This window comes from Pantoea sp. R102 (genome assembly GCF_004916815.1).
Taxonomy (GTDB): Bacteria; Pseudomonadota; Gammaproteobacteria; order Enterobacterales; family Enterobacteriaceae; genus Pantoea; species Pantoea dispersa.
This window is the reverse complement of sequence record NZ_SDFT01000021.1, coordinates 1-14,843: the sequence shown is the minus strand read 5'-3', so window position 1 is coordinate 14,843 and position 14,843 is coordinate 1. Positions and strand designations below refer to the sequence as shown.

Genomic DNA, 14,843 nt, shown 5'->3' with positions numbered 1-14,843 from the left:
GCTATCCGGTGATGCTGAAAAGCACCGCCGGCGGCGGCGGCATCGGTCTGACCCGCTGCGCCGACGCCACGGCCCTGGAAAACGCGTGGGAGAGCGTGCGCCGTCTGGGCGAGCAGTTTTTCAGCGATGCCGGCGTGTTTCTTGAACGCTGCATCGACCGCGCGCGCCACGTGGAAGTACAGATTTTTGGCGACGGCAAGGGCAAGGTGATTGCGCTGGGCGAACGCGACTGTTCGCTGCAGCGCCGCAATCAGAAGGTGGTGGAAGAGACGCCGGCCCCTAATCTGCCGCAGGCCACGCGTGAAGCGCTGCTGGCTTCAGCGGTGCGGCTGGGCGAGCTGGTTAATTACCGCAGCGCCGGCACCGTGGAGTACATCTATGACGCCGCGCAGGACGCGTTTTATTTCCTCGAAGTGAACACCCGCCTGCAGGTGGAGCATCCGGTGACCGAGTGCGTCACCGGCCTTGACCTGGTGGAGTGCATGCTGCAGGTGGCGGCAGACGATGCCATCGACTGGGATCGTCTGCAGCAGCCACCGCACGGCGCATCAATTGAGGTGCGGCTGTACGCCGAAGATCCGCTGAAAAACTTCCAGCCGAGCCCGGGCGTGTTAACCCACGTCAGCTTCCCGCCGGGGGTGCGCGTCGACGGCTGGATCGAGACCGGCAGCGAAGTGACGGCGTTTTATGATCCGATGGTAGCCAAACTGATCGTGCATGGCGAAACGCGCGACGCCGCGCTGGCGAAGCTGCAGCAGGCGCTCGATGCCACTCAACTGCACGGCATCGCCACCAATCTCGATTATCTGCGTCAGATCGTGGCGACCGACGCCTTCCGCAGCGGCAACGTCTGGACGCGCTTCCTTGATGGCTTTACGCCGGCAGCCAGCGTCATCGAAGTGCTGCAGCCGGGCACGTTCAGCAGCATTCAGGACTTTCCCGGCCGCCTGGGCTACTGGGACATCGGCGTGCCGCCGTCCGGCCCGATGGATGACTTCGCCTTCCGCCTGGCCAACCGTATCGTCGGCAACCACGCCAGCGCCGCCGGGCTGGAGTTCACCCTGCAGGGCCCGACGCTGCGTTTCTACAGCGATGCGCTGATCGCGCTGACCGGTGCCGACTGTCCGGCCGATCTCGACGGCAGCGCGGTCGACTACTGGCAGCCGGTGGCGGTGAAAGCCGGACAAACCCTGACGCTGGGCCGCGCGCAGAGCGGCTGCCGCACCTATTTAGCGGTGCGTAATGGTTTCGATGTGCCGGAGTATCTTGGCAGCCGCGCCACCTTCTCGCTGGGTCAGTTTGGCGGCCACGCCGGACGCACGCTGCGCGTCGCCGACATGCTGCCGATCTCTCAGCCGACGCTCGCCGCCTGCACCACGCCAGCCCCGGTCAGCGAACCTGAAGCGCTGGATCGCGCGCTGGTGCCGCACTACGGCAGCGAATGGCGCATTGGCGTGCTGTACGGCCCGCACGGCGCACCGGATTTCTTCACCCAGGCCGCCATCGATGAGTTCTTTGCCAGCGACTGGCAGGTGCATTACAACTCCAACCGGCTGGGCGTCCGTCTGGTCGGGCCTAAACCCAGCTGGACGCGCGCCAATGGCGGTGAAGCCGGGCTGCATCCGTCTAACGTACACGACTGCGAATACGCCATCGGCGCGGTGAACTTTACCGGTGACTTCCCGGTGATCCTGACGCACGACGGTCCGAGCCTTGGTGGCTTCGTCTGCCCGGTCACCATCGCCAAAGCCGAGCTGTGGAAAGTCGGCCAGGTCAAACCGGGCGATCGCATCCGCTTCCACCCGATCAGCGCTGACGAAGCGGTCGCGCTGGAGAAAGCCCAGGCGCACAGCGTAACCACGCTGCGCAGCCAGCACGCAGCGGCCTTCGCGGTGCCGTCGCTGGCGGCGAGCGACATCGGTTCTGCCACCCTGTTAGCGGCGCTGCCGGCAACCGCCACCACGCCTGCGGCGGTCTACCGCCAGGCGGGCGACAAATATGTGCTGATTGAGTACGGCGATAACGTGCTGGATCTGGCGCTGCGCCTGCGCGTACACCTGCTGATGCAGGCGCTGCGCCAGCGTGCAGAGCCCGGCATTGAAGAGCTGTCGCCCGGCGTGCGCTCGCTGCAGGTGCGCTATGACAGCCTGGTGATCGGTCAGCAGCAGCTGATGACGCTGCTGCTGGAGCTGGAAGCCGGGCTGGGCGACGTCAGCGCGCTGAAAGTGCCGTCGCGCATCGTCTGGCTGCCGATGGCGTTTGAAGACAGCGCCACGCTCGGCGCGGTGGAGCGTTACAAAGAGACGGTTCGCGCCAGCGCGCCGTGGCTGCCGAACAACGTTGACTTCATTCAGCGCATCAATGGACTGGCGAGCCGCGAAGCGGTACGCGACACCCTGTTTGCCGCCAGCTATCTGATTCTCGGTCTCGGCGATGTCTATCTCGGCGCGCCGTGCGCGGTGCCGATCGATCCGCGCCATCGCCTGCTGAGTTCCAAATACAGCCCGGCGCGCACCTTTACCGCCGAAGGCACGGTGGGCATTGGCGGCATGTACATGTGCATCTACGGCATGGATTCACCGGGCGGCTATCAGCTGGTGGGGCGCACGCTGCCCATCTGGAACAAGTTCCTGCAAAACGATCAGTTTGCCGCCGGCGAACCCTGGCTGCTGCGCTTCTTTGACCAGGTGCGTTTCTATCCGGTGAGCGAAGCGGAACTGACGCAGCTGCGCGACGATTTCCGCGCCGGTCGTGCACACATCCGCATCGAACAGAGCGAGTTTGACTTCGCGGCCCATCAGCAATTCCTCACCGACAACGCGCCGGAAATCAGTGCCTTCCGTGAACGTCAGGCCGCGGCGTTTGAGCAGGAAGTGACGCTGTGGGCGCAGGAAGAGCAGGAAGCGCCGCTCACCAGTGAAGAGACGCTGGTGGTCGCCGACGCAGAGGACGACGCGCTGGCGGTGTGCGCAGACATGAACGGCAACATCTGGAAAGTGCTGGTTGCGCCGGGCGATACGGTGCAGGCCGGTCAGACGCTGATCATCGTTGAAGCGATGAAGATGGAGCTGGCGATTGTCGCGCCGCAGGCCGGCACGGTGAAACGCATTGCCTGCCAGGCGGGCCGTCCGGTGAGTCCGGGCGACACCCTGCTGTGGCTGGCTTAAGGAGCAGGTATGAACAGTAGCGCGCCCCGCAGCAAAGGCCGTCCCGAAGCGCTGGCCGAAAAGGTTTATCAGGCGCTGAAGCAGGACATCTTTGAATTCCGTCTGATGCCGGGTGACCGCTTCAGCGAAAACGAAATCGCCGATCGGCTGGCGGTGAGCCGCACGCCGGTGCGTCAGGCGCTGTTCTGGCTGGAGCGCGAAGGCTACGTTGAGGTGTGGTTTCGCAGCGGCTGGCAGGTGCGGCCGTTCGATTTCGCCTACTTCGAGGAGCTGTACGACTTCCGCACCGTGCTGGAACGCGAGGCGGTGCGCCGCCTGTGCGCGCTGCCGCCGCTGGCCTGCGCGGAAACCCTGACCACGCTGAAAACCTTCTGGATCGACGATGCCCGGCTGGAAGATGGCAAAGCGGTATCAGCGCACGACGAAGCCTTTCACATGGCGCTGGTGGCCGCGGCGGGCAATCAGGAGATGGCGCGCATCCACGCCGAGCTGACAGAAAAAATCCGCATCATTCGCCGTCTCGATTTCACGCGGGATGACCGGGTCGATGCCACGTACCGCGAGCACGCTCAGATCTTACGGGCGATTTTTCAGCAACACACCGAGGAGGCACAGCGCATTTTAACCGACCACATTGCCGTCAGTAAGGCCGAGGTCAGGAAGATTACGTTGCATATGTTACAGCAGGCTCGGCTTCAACCCATTGAATAACAACAGATAACACAGTTAGGGGTTTAAATGATGAAACGACGTTCGTTGCTTAAAGCTTTCGCGCTCTCCGCTACCGTTGCCAGCATGGGCTTCGCCTTTACCGCACAGGCGGCAGACACCATCAAAGTCGGCATTATGCATTCGCTGTCCGGCACCATGGCGATCTCCGAAACGCCGCTGAAAGATGTGGCGCTGATGACCATCGATGAGATCAACGCCAAAGGCGGCGTGCTGGGCAAGAAGCTGGAACCGGTGGTGGTCGATCCGGCCTCTAACTGGCCGCTGTTCGCCGAAAAAGCGCGCCAGCTGCTGACTCAGGACAAAGTGGCGGTGGTGTTTGGCTGCTGGACGTCGGTGTCGCGCAAATCGGTGCTGCCGGTGTTTGAAGAGCTGAACGGCCTGCTGTTCTATCCGGTGCAGTACGAAGGCGAAGAGATGTCGCCGAACGTGTTCTACACCGGCGCCGCGCCGAACCAGCAGGCGATCCCGGCGGTGCAGTATCTGATGAGCGAAGATGGCGGCAGCGCCAAACGCTTCTTCCTGCTCGGCACCGACTACGTCTATCCGCGCACCACCAACAAGATTCTGCGTGCCTTCCTGCATAGCAAAGGCGTGCAGGATAAGGATATCGAAGAGGTGTACACGCCGTTTGGTTACAGCGATTACCAGACCATCGTGTCCAATATCAAAAAATTCTCCGCCGGTGGCAAAACCGCGGTGATCTCCACCATCAACGGTGATTCCAACGTCCCGTTCTACAAAGAGCTGGCGAACCAGGGCATTAAAGCAACCGACATTCCGGTGATCGCTTTCTCGGTGGGGGAAGAAGAGCTGCGCGGCATCGACACCAAACCGCTGGTCGGTCAGCTGGCAGCGTGGAACTACTTTGAGTCAGTGGATAACCCGACTAATGCGAAGTTCGTGGCCGACTACCGCGCTTACGCCAAAGCGCACAACCTGCCGAACGCCAGTACGGTGGTCACCAACGATCCGATGGAAGCCACCTACGTTGGCCTGCACATGTGGGCGCAGGCGGTAGAGAAAGCCGGCACCACCGATGTGGATAAAGTGCGCGCCGCAATGGCCGGACAGACGTTTAAAGCACCGAACGGCTTCACGCTGACCATGGACAAAACCAACCACCATCTGCACAAGCCGGTGATGATTGGTGAAGTGGAGGAGAACGGCCAGTTCAACGTGGTGTGGCAGACCGAACAGCCGGTACGCGCCCAGCCGTGGAGCCCGTATATCGCCGGGAATGATAAGAAGCCGGACTATCCGGTGAAGTCGGCGCAGTAAGGGGAGGCTGATGGCCCTCGCCCTATGGCCCTATGGCCCTCACCCCGGCCCTCTCCCAGGGGGAGAGGGAGACGCTGCTGCATGTGAGTGAGGCGCTCTTCATTCGCTCGATCGGTTCCCTCTCCCGCTTGCGGGAGAGGGTTAGGGTGAGGGCCAGACAACGCCCTAACCCTGATGAGGGCCACACCGCACCCAACGTAACCATAACAGGATGATCACCATGACACTCCGCCGTATTCTCAGCTGCCTGCTGTTACTGCTGCCGTGGCTGGCGCAGGCCGGTGATGGCGCTGATTTCGCCGCTGCCAGCCGCACGCAGCAGGCGACATTGCTGCAGCAGTGGGCTGCGGCGCCGCAGGCCAGCCGCTTGCCGCTGCTGCAGGCGCTGCGCAATGAAAGCGTGGTTATCGACCAGAACAAACAGCCGTTCAGCAAACAGGCTGACCAGCTTCTGCCGCTCGACAGCGCCCGGCAGCCGGACGGCGAAACCAAAAAACTCTTCATGAACAACCGGCTGCGCGTGCTGATTGCCAGCGCCCTCGCCGCCCACCAGCTGGTGAGTGATGATGCGGCGATTCGCCTGCGCGCGGCGCAGCAGTTACAAAACGATGCCGCACCTGACCAGCTGCCGCTGATTGAACAGCGCCTTGCCGTCGAGCAGGACAGCAAGGTGCACGCGGTGCTGGCGATGGCCGCTGCGAATCTGCAGCTCGCCAGCCCGGACGCCGCGCTGCGCCTGAAAGCGGTCACGCTGCTCGGAGAATCGGGCGATCCGGCGATGCAGGCCAGCCTGACGCGCTTAACCCAGGCCAGCAACGAACCCGATGCGCAGGTGCGCGCCGCTGCGGCCGCCAGCCTGCAGCACATCAAACAGCGCCTGATGTGGGGCGACTGGCTGGGCCAGGCGTTTACCGGTCTGTCGCTCGGCTCCATTCTGCTGCTGGCCGCGCTCGGCCTGGCGATCACCTACGGCCTGCTGGGCGTGATCAACATGGCGCACGGCGAGATGCTGATGCTCGGCGCCTACGCCACCTGGCTGGTGCAGAATCTGTTCCAGCAGTTTGCGCCGCAGTGGCTGGCGTGGTACCCGCTGCTGGCGCTGCCGGTGGCCTTCGCCGTTACCGCCGTGATGGGCATGCTGCTGGAACGCACCATCATCCGCCATTTGTATGGTCGACCGCTGGAGACGCTGCTCGCCACCTGGGGCATCAGCCTGATGCTGATTCAGCTGGTGCGCATGCTGTTTGGTGCGCAGAACCTCGAAGTGGCCAATCCGGGCTGGCTGTCCGGTGGCTGGCAGCTGCTGCCGAATCTGGTGCTGCCGTATAACCGCATCGCGGTGATCCTGTTTGTCATAGCGGTGCTGGCGCTCACCTGGCTGCTGCTGAATAAAACCCGGCTGGGGTTGAATGTGCGGGCGGTCACGCAGAACCGCGCCATGGCGGACTGCTGCGGTGTGCCGACCGGGCGCATCGATATGCTGGCGTTTGGCCTCGGTTCCGGCATTGCCGGACTCGGCGGCGTCGCGCTGTCGCAGCTGGGCAACGTCGGACCGGAACTGGGTCAGGGCTACATCATCGACTCATTCCTCGTGGTAGTGCTCGGCGGCGTCGGTCAGCTGGCCGGCACCGTGGTGGCGGCTTTTGGTCTCGGCATCCTTAACAAAGTGCTGGAGCCGCAGATTGGCGCGGTGCTCGGCAAAATCCTGATCCTCGTGCTGATTGTGCTGTTTATCCAGAAACGTCCACAGGGTCTGTTTGCCGTTAAAGGGAGGGTGATTGACTGATGAGCCAGCCACTGACCTTACGCGCGGTGCGCAAAGCGCCGCGCCTCAGCCTGATTCTCGGCGTCATCGTGACCGCGCTGCTGCTGGTGCTGCCGTTCTGCGCCCTGCTGCCCGCCAGCCATCCGCTGGCGATCTCCACCTATACGCTGACGCTGGTGGGCAAAATCCTCTGCTATGCGATTGTTGCGGTAGCGCTGGATCTGGTGTGGGGCTACGCCGGGCTGCTGTCGCTCGGCCACGGACTGTTTTTTGCCCTCGGCGGCTATGCCATGGGCATGTACCTGATGCGCCAGGCCGCAGGCAGCGGTTTGCCGGCGTTTATGTCGTTTCTGTCGTGGAATGAGCTGCCGTGGTTCTGGGCCGGCAGCCAGCACTTTCTCTGGGCGCTGTGCCTGATTGTGCTGGTGCCAGGCCTGCTGGCGCTGCTGTTTGGCTTCTTCGCCTTCCGCTCCAGAATCAAAGGTGTCTATTTTTCCATCATGACGCAGGCGCTGACGTACGCCGGCATGCTGCTGTTTTTCCGCAACGAAACCGGCTTCGGCGGCAACAACGGCTTCACCGGTTTCACCACCCTGCTCGGCTTCAGCGTCACCGCCACCGGCACGCGTATCGCACTGTATATCGCGACCGTGCTATTGCTGCTGTTCAGCCTGGCGCTGGGCTTTGCCCTGGCGCGCAGTAAGTTTGGTCGCGTGCTGACGGCGGTGCGCGATGCAGAAAACCGCCTGATGTTTATTGGTTACGATCCGAAGGGCTTCAAGCTGTTCGTCTGGACGCTCTCCGCCGTGCTGTGCGGACTGGCCGGCGCGCTGTATGTGCCGCAGGTCGGCATCATCAACCCGAGTGAAATGTCACCGACCAACTCGATTGAAGCGGCGATTTGGGTGGCACTCGGTGGACGCGGCACGCTGATTGGCCCGCTGCTGGGTGCGGCCATCGTCAACGGTGCCAAAAGCTGGTTCACCGTCGCCTTCCCGGAATACTGGCTGTTTTTCCTGGGCCTGATGTTCATCCTGGTCACGCTGTTCCTGCCGCGTGGCGTAATTGGCCTGCTGCGCCGGAGGCGTCATGACTGAGCAACTGTTTACCCAACCGCACCCGGCGGATCGCCATCGTCAGCAAACCGATCCGGTGCTGCTGCTGGAGAACATCAACGTCTCGTTTGACGGCTTCCGCGCGCTGACCGATCTGTCATTGCAGATCGGCGTCGGCGAACTGCGCTGCGTGATTGGCCCGAACGGCGCGGGAAAAACCACGCTGATGGACGTGATCACCGGCAAAACCCGGCCGGACAGCGGCCAGGTGCTCTACGACCAGGATACCGATCTGCGCCAGCTGTCGCCGGTCGAAATCGCCCGCGCCGGCATTGGCCGCAAGTTTCAGAAACCCACGGTGTTTGAAGCGCTGACGGTGTTTGAAAACCTCGAGATCGCGCTGAAAAACGATAAATCGGTGTGGGCCAGCCTGCGCGCCCGGCTTAGCGGCGAGCAGCGCGATCGCATCGACGAGGTGCTGAAACTGCTGCGGCTCGGCGGCGAACGCCAGCGGCAGGCGGGTCTGCTGTCGCACGGGCAGAAGCAGTTCCTCGAAATCGGCATGCTGCTGGTGCAGGAGCCGCACCTGCTGCTGCTGGACGAACCGGCAGCCGGCATGACCGATGCCGAAACCGACTACACCGCCGAGCTGTTCCGCAGCCTGGCGGGCAAGCACTCACTGATGGTGGTGGAACATGACATGGGCTTTGTGGAAACCATTGCCGACCACGTGACGGTACTGCATCAGGGCCAGGTACTGGCTGAGGGATCGCTGCGCGAGGTACAGGCGGACGATCGGGTTATCGACGTATATCTGGGGCGCTGAGATGTTACAGGTAGCAGAACTGCATCAATATTACGGCGGCAGCCATATCCTGCGCGGTCTGTCGTTTGAGGCTCGCCCGGGCGAGATCACCTGCCTGCTGGGGCGCAACGGCGTGGGCAAAACCACGCTGCTGAAGTGTCTGATGGGGCTGATTCCGGTCAAATCCGGCGAGGTTCGCTGGCAGAACCAGCTGATTAACACGCGCAAGCCCCACCAGCGCGTACAGGCCGGTATTGCTTACGTGCCGCAGGGGCGCGAAATTTTTCCGCGTCTGACGGTGGAAGAGAACCTGCTGATGGGGCTGGCGCGCTTCTCCGGCACCCAGGCCAGCCGGGTACCGGAGGAGATCTACCAGCTGTTTCCGGTGCTGCGCGAGATGAAAACGCGGCGCGGTGGCGATCTGTCAGGCGGCCAGCAGCAGCAACTGGCGATCGGCCGGGCGCTGGCCTGCCAGCCGCAGTTGTTGATCCTCGATGAGCCGACCGAAGGGATCCAGCCGTCAGTGATCAAAGAGATCGGTGCGGTGATCCGCCAGCTGGCACAGCGCGGTGACATGGCGATCCTGCTGGTTGAGCAGTTTTACGATTTCGCCGCCGAACTGGCCGACAGCTATCTGGTGATGTCGCGCGGCGAAATTGTGCAGCGCGGCGCGGGTGCGAATATGGAGAGCGAGGGCGTGCGCGGGCTGGTGGCGATTTAGCCGCGCGGCGGGCGGGCAGGCAGAAGACAGGTTGTTAATCTGCAAGAAAAAACTTATGTTTACCCTCCACCCGGCCATTCCGGCCGCAGCGAAGGTTGAGCGAACTGTTACTGATGGAAACCCGCCGCGACGAACGAATCAATAAGCTGGCGCAGGCGCTGAAACACAGCGACACCCTGCACTTAAAACAGGCCGCGCAACTGCTGGGCGTGTCAGAAATGACCATCCGCCGCGATTTAACCGGCGCGACGCAGGGCGTGGTGCTGCTGGGTGGCTATGTGATGCGCGACCCACGGCAGAACGTGGCGCACTATTTTGTCAGCGACCAGCAAAACCTCAACGTCAGCAAGAAACGTCTGCTGGCACAGCGGGCTGCCGCGCTGGTACAGGCCAACGACACGGTATTTTTCGACTGCGGCACCACGTTACCGCTGGTGATCGAAGCGATCGATAACGACCTACCCTTCACCGCCATCTGCAGCGCGATCAACACTTTTCTGGCGTTAAAAGAGAAGCCGCGCTGTCGGGTGATTCTGTGCGGCGGCGAATTCCACGCCGATAACGCCGTGTTTACCCCGCTCGAGCAGGTCACGGTGCTGGATGCGCTCTGCCCCAATAAAGCCTTTATCTCTGCCGCCGGTATGGACGCCGCGCAGGGTGCCACCTGTTATAACCTCAATGAACTGCCCATCAAGCATCTGGCGCTGCAGCGGGCGCAGACCAAAATCGTGGTCGGCGACAGCAGCAAGTACGGCAAGGTACTGCCGGCGCGCATTGGTGACTTCTCGCTGTTTGATATGCTGGTCAGCGACAGCCCGCCTCCGCCCGCGCTGCTTGCCGTGCTGCAGGCGGCCAGGCTCACCCTGCACTGCGGTTAGCATTATTCCGCCGCTGCGGAAGATTGCGCGCAATGCGGCTGTGATTGCCGGGTGAAAACGGCTAAACTTCAGCATCTGACGTTCCACCCATTACAGACCAAGAGGCTCATCACAACGTGGCTCAATTCGTCTATAGCATGCATCGCGTCGGCAAAGTGGTTCCGCCGAAGCGTCACATTCTGAAGAATATCTCCCTTAGCTTTTTCCCTGGCGCCAAAATTGGCGTACTCGGCCTGAACGGCGCGGGTAAATCGACCCTGCTGCGCATCATGGCCGGCATTGATAAAGATATCGAAGGGGAAGCTCGCCCGCAGCCGGGCATCAAAGTCGGCTATCTGCCGCAGGAACCTCAGCTGAACCCGGAACACACCGTGCGTGAGTCGGTGGAAGAAGCCGTCGCGGAAGTGGTTGGCGCGCTGAAGCGTCTCGACGAAGTGTACGCGCTGTACGCCGATCCGGATGCCGACTTCGACAAGCTGGCCGCTGAGCAGGGCCGTCTGGAAGAAGTGATCCAGGCACACGACGGGCACAACCTGGAAACCCAGCTGAACCGCGCTGCCGATGCCATGCGTCTGCCGGAGTGGGATGCCAAAATCGCTAACCTGTCCGGTGGTGAACGCCGCCGCGTCGCGCTGTGCCGTCTGCTGCTGGAAAAGCCAGACATGCTGCTGCTCGACGAACCGACCAACCACCTGGATGCCGAATCCGTCGCGTGGCTGGAGCGTTTCCTGCACGACTTCGAAGGCACCGTGGTAGCCATCACCCACGACCGTTACTTCCTCGATAACGTTGCCGGCTGGATTCTGGAGCTGGACCGTGGTGAAGGCATTCCATGGGAAGGCAACTACTCTTCATGGCTGGAGCAGAAAGATCAGCGTCTGGCGCAGGAGGCTTCTCAGGAAGCGGCGCGTCGTAAATCGATCGAGAAAGAGCTGGAGTGGGTGCGTCAGGGCGCGAAAGGCCGTCAGTCTAAGGGCAAAGCCCGTCTGGCGCGCTTTGAAGAGCTCAACAACACCGATTATCAGAAACGTAACGAGACCAACGAACTGTTCATTCCACCTGGCGCGCGCCTCGGCGACAAAGTGCTGGAAGTGAAGAACCTGAGCAAAGCGTATGGCGATCGCGTGCTGATTGACGATCTGTCGTTCTCGCTGCCGAAAGGCGCCATCGTCGGCATCATCGGTCCTAACGGCGCCGGTAAATCGACGCTGTTCCGCATGATGTCAGGCCAGGAGCAGCCGGATTCCGGCAGCATCGAGCTGGGCGAAACCGTGAAGCTGGCGTCGGTCGATCAGTTCCGCGATGCGATGGATAATTCCAAAACCGTGTGGGAAGAAGTTTCTGGCGGTCAGGACATTATGCGCATCGGCAACACCGAAATGCCAAGCCGCGCTTATGTCGGTCGCTTTAACTTTAAGGGTACCGATCAGGGCAAACGCGTCGGCGAACTGTCCGGCGGTGAGCGTGGTCGTCTGCACCTGGCGAAACTGCTGCAGGTGGGCGGCAACCTGCTGCTGCTCGACGAACCAACCAACGACCTGGATATCGAAACCCTGCGCGCACTGGAAAACGCCCTGCTGGAGTTCCCGGGCTGCGCAATGGTGATCTCGCACGACCGCTGGTTCCTCGACCGTATCGCCACCCACATCATCGACTATCAGGATGAAGGTAAGGTGGAGTTCTTCGAAGGTAACTTTACCGAGTACGAAGAGTACAAGAAACGCACCCTCGGCGCCGAAGCGCTGGAGCCGAAGCGTATCAAGTACAAGCGCATGGCGAAGTAATCGCTGTGATAACAAAAAGGCGCCGCGGCGCCTTTTTTGTTGTGCTGCGCTAGCTGCCCAGCATCTGCTTCACCAGCTCGACGCAGCGCAGGAAGCGTGTGTCGTAGTCATCCTCTTTGACGTGCACATATTCAATGTGATTTTCACGCAGCATGGTGACCAGCATCGACTGGAACTCACGGCGATCCATCGAACTGCCGAGGCTGCGCAGGCCATCGGCCACCCACGGCACATTATTTTCCAGCAGAATCACCAGGTCAAAGCGGTACTCATCGATCAGCGCCTGCACGAATGGGTGCTCGCGCCCTTCATACTTAAGGCAGAACGCCTGGGTAGTGATGAAGTCAGTGTCGATAAACGCCACTTTGTTGGCGTATTTGACGGCGAAATCGATGTACTGCGCCTGGCCGAGCGCGATTTTGTCGTAGTCGGAGTATTGCAGCGCCATCTCGTCGCCGCCGAGGTGCGAGAAGACGTAATCGCGGCCATACTCCCACGCACTGGTGGTGTTGAAGATGTTGGCCAGCTTATTGACCAGCGTCGATTTACCGCTCGATTCACCGCCGAGTACCGCCACGGTGCGCACGAAGAACGGCTTCACTTCAGTCGGGATGTACTCCCAGTAGCGGAACGGATCCTGACGAATCTGGCTGCCGCTGATGTTCATAAACGATCGATGCGGATCGATCACCACTGCCGGAATGCCCAGATGCTGCTGATACATCGGCGCATCCGGTTCTTCGCTGGTATAGACGCAGTCGGGCTCAATACCCTGCTCCGCGAGGAAGGTTTTCACACCGGCGCTCCACACGTCCCAGCCGTGCGGATAGGGCTCGATTCCCTCTTCGTTGAACGAATGGATACGGATGTTTTTCTGGTACTTGAAAGTTTGCAGCAGCCAGCGCAGACGATCGCTGATGGTGGGCTGCTGCGACATGGCGCTGTTCTCAAACAGCTGGCGATCGCGCGGATCGTCATGGCCCATGATGATGTGCAGCTCATCGACCTGGCTACAGGCGCGCTGGATCAGGTAGATGTGACCGGTGTGCAGCGGATAGAACTTACCGAACACCACGCCCACGGTTTTGTCGCGGCGCGGGAATTCCAGCCCGAGAAAACGGTGCAGCGCTTCCAGCTTCTGCGCGCTCGGGCTTTTGATTTTGGCATTCAGCAACTGGCTCAGATAGCCTTTGGTCATCCCGCTGGCATCAGCCACCTGCTGCAATGTGTGTCCCTGCTGGCGAATCGCGGTTTTCAGATAGTCAAACGATGACATGTAGTGCCTCCTGCATGGAATTAGAGGGATGGTGCGCGTGGGCCCTCACCCCGGCCCTCTCCCGCCCGCGGGAGAGGGGGAAAATCCTGAACAGAGCGATAAATGGCAGATTAACGCCGTACTTTTCGCCGCTCCGGTCGGTTCCCTCTCCCGCAAGCGGGAGAGGGTTAGGGTGAGGGCAAAGGTAAGGGCAAAGTTAAGGCAAAGTTAGGGCACTGGCCACGCCACAAGCAAAACCCCCTCCCCAACAACCCGCCTTACAGCTCGTCCAGAATCGCCAGCGCGTCCGCCAGTTTCTTCGCGCTATACACCTTCATACCGTCAATCGCCTTCTTCGGCGCATTTCCTGCCGGCACAATGGCGCGCTTAAAGCCGTGCTTGGCCGCTTCGGAAATGCGCTCCTGGCCGCTCGGCACTGGACGAATCTCCCCGGCCAGACCGACTTCGCCAAAAATCACCAGATCCTGCGGCAGCGGGCGATCGCGCAGGCTCGACACCATCGCCAGCAGCAGCGCCAGGTCCGCACTGGTCTCGGTGACTTTGACGCCGCCGACCACGTTCACAAACACATCCTGATCGGCCATCTGCAGGCCGCCGTGACGGTGCAGCACCGCCAGCAGAATCGCCAGACGGTTCTGCTCCAGCCCAACCGCCACGCGGCGCGGATTACCCATCATCGAATGGTCCACCAGCGCCTGAATCTCAACCAGCAGCGGGCGCGTGCCCTCCCAGACCACCATCACCGAACTGCCCGAGGTGATCTCATCGCCGCGTGACAAAAAGATAGCAGACGGGTTACTGACTTCGCGCATGCCCTGCTCGGTCATGGCAAAGACGCCCAGCTCATTCACCGCACCAAAGCGGTTTTTGTGGCTGCGCAGCGTGCGGAAGCGCGAATCGGCATCGCCGTCCAGCAGCACCGAACAGTCGATGCAGTGCTCCAGCACCTTCGGCCCGGCCAGCGAGCCATCTTTGGTGACGTGACCGACCATGATGATCGCCACGCCGCGCGTTTTGGCGAAGCGCGTCAGGTAAGCGGCGGTTTCCCGCACCTGCGCCACGCTGCCCGGCGATGACTGAATCTCCGCCATGTGCATCACCTGGATCGAGTCGATCACCATCAGCTTCGGCTGCTCCTGCTCGGCGATCAGGCAGATCTGCTCGATGCTGGTTTCCGACAGCATATTGAGGTTTTCCGTCGGCAATCCCAGACGATGGGCGCGCATCGCCACCTGCTGCAGCGACTCTTCGCCGGTGACGTACAGGGTTTTCATCCCTTCCGCCAGCTTACACATCACCTGCAACAGCAGCGTCGATTTACCGGCACCAGGGTTACCGCCAATCAGTATCGCGCTGCCCGGCACCACGCCACCGCCCAGCAC

11 protein-coding genes are annotated in these 14,843 nt (G+C 61.6%); 9 read left to right on the top strand and 2 right to left on the bottom strand.

Annotated elements, in window-relative coordinates; all coding sequences use genetic code 11:
- The 9 genes from uca to ettA form a co-directional block, all read left to right on the top strand.
- Positions 1-3,167: urea carboxylase (gene uca, locus ERD80_RS03060; RefSeq protein WP_136545702.1), on the top strand; the 3,167-nt coding region annotated here is incomplete at its 5' end.
- Between the two features lie 9 nt (positions 3,168-3,176).
- Complete coding sequence (locus tag ERD80_RS03055) at positions 3,177-3,878, top strand: GntR family transcriptional regulator (protein ID WP_136545701.1); 702 nt, start codon at positions 3,177-3,179, stop codon at positions 3,876-3,878.
- A gap of 30 nt (positions 3,879-3,908) precedes the next feature.
- Complete coding sequence (urtA, locus tag ERD80_RS03050; protein WP_136545703.1) at positions 3,909-5,177, top strand: urea ABC transporter substrate-binding protein; 1,269 nt, start codon at positions 3,909-3,911, stop codon at positions 5,175-5,177.
- A 220-nt stretch (positions 5,178-5,397) separates the two neighbouring features.
- Positions 5,398-6,963 carry an urea ABC transporter permease subunit UrtB gene (gene urtB / locus ERD80_RS03045; RefSeq protein WP_125309996.1) on the top strand — a complete coding sequence of 522 codons (1,566 nt, stop codon included), beginning with the start codon at positions 5,398-5,400 and terminating at the stop codon, positions 6,961-6,963.
- Entirely contained in the window at positions 6,963-8,039 is a 1,077-nt protein-coding gene (gene urtC, locus ERD80_RS03040; protein WP_136545700.1) for an urea ABC transporter permease subunit UrtC, read from the top strand. The genes urtB and urtC overlap by 1 nt, the downstream gene beginning before the upstream one ends.
- Entirely contained in the window at positions 8,032-8,823 is a 792-nt protein-coding gene (urtD, locus tag ERD80_RS03035) for an urea ABC transporter ATP-binding protein UrtD (protein WP_021506814.1), read from the top strand. Before urtC ends, urtD begins: the two co-directional genes overlap by 8 nt.
- 1 nt (position 8,824) lies before the next feature.
- Complete coding sequence (gene urtE / locus ERD80_RS03030; RefSeq protein WP_021506813.1) at positions 8,825-9,523, top strand: urea ABC transporter ATP-binding subunit UrtE; 699 nt, start codon at positions 8,825-8,827, stop codon at positions 9,521-9,523.
- Between the two features lie 113 nt (positions 9,524-9,636).
- On the top strand, positions 9,637-10,401 hold the full coding sequence (deoR, locus tag ERD80_RS03025; protein ID WP_040679620.1) for a DNA-binding transcriptional repressor DeoR: 765 nt from the start codon (positions 9,637-9,639) through the stop codon (positions 10,399-10,401).
- Between the two features lie 116 nt (positions 10,402-10,517).
- Positions 10,518-12,185, top strand: a complete 1,668-nt coding sequence (gene ettA, locus ERD80_RS03020; protein WP_071813584.1) for an energy-dependent translational throttle protein EttA — start codon at positions 10,518-10,520, stop codon at positions 12,183-12,185.
- 49 nt (positions 12,186-12,234) lie between these two features.
- Here ettA and nadR read toward each other — a convergent pair whose 3' ends face one another.
- Both nadR and radA read right to left on the bottom strand, forming a co-directional pair.
- The gene (nadR, locus tag ERD80_RS03015; RefSeq protein ID WP_010618490.1) at positions 12,235-13,461 is read right to left on the bottom strand and encodes a multifunctional transcriptional regulator/nicotinamide-nucleotide adenylyltransferase/ribosylnicotinamide kinase NadR; all 1,227 of its coding nucleotides are present in this window, start codon (positions 13,459-13,461) and stop codon (positions 12,235-12,237) included.
- A gap of 257 nt (positions 13,462-13,718) precedes the next feature.
- Positions 13,719-14,843, bottom strand: a 1,125-nt coding sequence (radA, locus tag ERD80_RS03010; protein WP_136545699.1) for a DNA repair protein RadA, incomplete at its 5' end; no start/stop codon positions are given.

What these genes read in the sequence shown, in the direction of transcription:
- nadR (WP_010618490.1), bottom strand. Translation starts at nt 13,461, where the DNA reads ATGTCATCGTTTGACTATCTGAAAACCGCGATTCGCCAGCAGGGACAC.
- urtA (WP_136545703.1), top strand. Translation starts at nt 3,909, where the DNA reads ATGAAACGACGTTCGTTGCTTAAAGCTTTCGCGCTCTCCGCTACCGTT.
- urtB (WP_125309996.1), top strand. Translation starts at nt 5,398, where the DNA reads ATGACACTCCGCCGTATTCTCAGCTGCCTGCTGTTACTGCTGCCGTGG.
- urtC (WP_136545700.1), top strand. Translation starts at nt 6,963, where the DNA reads ATGAGCCAGCCACTGACCTTACGCGCGGTGCGCAAAGCGCCGCGCCTC.
- urtD (WP_021506814.1), top strand. Translation starts at nt 8,032, where the DNA reads ATGACTGAGCAACTGTTTACCCAACCGCACCCGGCGGATCGCCATCGT.
- deoR (WP_040679620.1), top strand. Translation starts at nt 9,637, where the DNA reads ATGGAAACCCGCCGCGACGAACGAATCAATAAGCTGGCGCAGGCGCTG.
- ERD80_RS03055 (WP_136545701.1), top strand. Translation starts at nt 3,177, where the DNA reads ATGAACAGTAGCGCGCCCCGCAGCAAAGGCCGTCCCGAAGCGCTGGCC.
- urtE (WP_021506813.1), top strand. Translation starts at nt 8,825, where the DNA reads ATGTTACAGGTAGCAGAACTGCATCAATATTACGGCGGCAGCCATATC.